2 protein-coding genes are annotated in these 1,857 nt (G+C 48.3%); one reads left to right on the forward strand and one right to left on the reverse strand.

Annotation, left to right across the window (positions count from 1 at the left end):
- The first annotated feature begins 30 nt into the window (after positions 1–30).
- A complete protein-coding gene (locus STRDD11_RS10345) occupies positions 31–1,476 on the forward strand; it encodes an APC family permease (RefSeq protein ID WP_128837230.1) in 1,446 nt (481 codons plus the stop codon).
- Positions 1,477–1,677: 201 nt separating this feature from the next.
- On the opposite strand, the gene STRDD11_RS10350 is transcribed toward STRDD11_RS10345, so the two are convergent.
- Positions 1,678–1,857: PhoU domain-containing protein (locus tag STRDD11_RS10350; protein ID WP_277592918.1), on the reverse strand; the 180-nt coding region annotated here is incomplete at its 5' end.

The raw sequence follows: 1,857 nt of genomic DNA on the forward strand, positions 1-1,857 counted from the left end.
TTTTCCTAATCATTTTAAGGAGGTGGTACTATGGAAAAGAACAATAAACAGCTGAATTGGGCGATGATTTCATTAATCGCCTTCAATTTGGTATGGGGGCTGGGAAATGTCGTCAATAACTACGCCCAGCAGGGACTGAGTGTCGTGACCTCTTGGGTCATCATCCTCGTCATCTACCTGATTCCTTATGCCCTCATGGTCGGTCAGCTCGGCGCTACGTTCAAGGAGCAGGAAGGCGGGGTAACGGACTGGATTGCCAATACTTCCACCAAGCGTCTGGCCTTCTTTGCTGCTTGGACTTACTGGGTGACGCAGATTCCTTATCTGGCTCAGAAGTCTCAGGTTATCCTGATTTCTTTGGGTTGGATCGTGCAGGGGAATGGGGATTTCCTCAGCTCACTGTCAACGCCTGCTCTGGTTGGACTGGAACTGCTGGCCTTCCTTTTCCTGCTCTACCTGTCCACCAAGGGCCTCAAAGCCTTAAAATATCTAGGCACCTTGGCTGGCGGTTCCATGCTGGTCATGTCCCTTCTGTTCATCCTTCTAGCTGTAGCCCTGCCTGCTATCAAGCCTGACCTGCAGCTGGCAACGGCGAATATGGACAAGGTTCCTACCTATATTCCTAAGTTTGACTTTGTCTACCTGACGACCATCGCCCTTCTCGTATTTTCCGTCGGCGGTGCCGAGTCAATGTCTCCTTATGTCAACAAAGCCAAAAACCCCGCCAAAGAATTTCCCAAAGGCATGATTGCCATGGTCATCATGGTTGGGGTCTGTGCCATCTTTGGCTCCTTTGGAATGGCCATGCTCTTTGACAGCAATAACATCCCTGCTGACCTGATGCGCAACGGTGCTTATCAAGCCTTTGACGTCCTTGGCCAGCACTGGGGTATCGGCCGTTTATTGGTCTTCATCTATGCAGTGACTCAGTTTCTGGGACAAGCTTCCGTATTGGCTCTCAATGTGGACTCCCATATGCAAATTTTCCTCGGCAGTGCTGATAAGGACTTTATCCCCGGCTGGCTGCGAAAACGCAGCAAGACCGGTACACTGGTCAATGGCTACATCCTAACAGGAGTATTGGTCAGCATTCTGATAGCCCTCCCGCTTCTCGGACTGAAGCAAATCGACAGTATCGTGCACTGGCTGACAAATCTGAATGCTATCGTGCTGCCAACATCCTATCTGTGGGTTTTCCTGGCCTTTATCTTCCTCTATCGGAATTGGGATCAATACAAGAATGCCCAATACATCTTTATCAAGAATAAAAAACTAGGCGTTCTTATCGGAGGCTGGGGATTCTGCTTTACAGCTTTTGCTTGTATACTGGGAATGTTTCCGCAGATAGACATGGACAAACAGCCGACTGAATGGTGGTTTACTTTCCTGACAAACATCATCACGCCGGTCCTTCTCCTCGCCATCGGCTTAATCCTGCCATGGCTGGCACGCAGAGAGCAAAAAGCAAAAAATTAAAAAACGAGGCTGGGACAACCGTACCCAGCTTCGTCTATTTTTATCATTTGATACTCTTCAAACTTCGTCAGCTCCAACAGACTGTTAAAGCAAATCGTGCGGAGAGCCTCATATCGTCATTTGTTCCTCTTTTATTATGTCGTTAACTCGCCTTGCAACAGTCCGGGGGGAGTGAAAAGCAAAGGAAAAGACTGTAAAAGGCTATAATTCAATAATCTTACCTGTTTCGAAGTAGACCACCCATTCACAGATGTTCTTGGCATAGTCGCCGATGCGCTCCAGATAGGAAATGACTTGGAAATAGTCACGGCCCGTCACAATCAGTTCTGGGTTCTGCTTGATTTCCTCTGTTGCCAGTTCGCGGATGTCATCGAAGTATTG

This window comes from Streptococcus sp. DD11, from assembly GCF_001578865.1.
Lineage (GTDB): Bacteria > Bacillota > Bacilli > Lactobacillales > Streptococcaceae > Streptococcus > Streptococcus panodentis.

Excerpts from the sequence above, each read along its gene's own strand:
- STRDD11_RS10345 (WP_128837230.1), top strand. The coding sequence starts at position 31 with ATGGAAAAGAACAATAAACAGCTGAATTGGGCGATGATTTCATTAATC.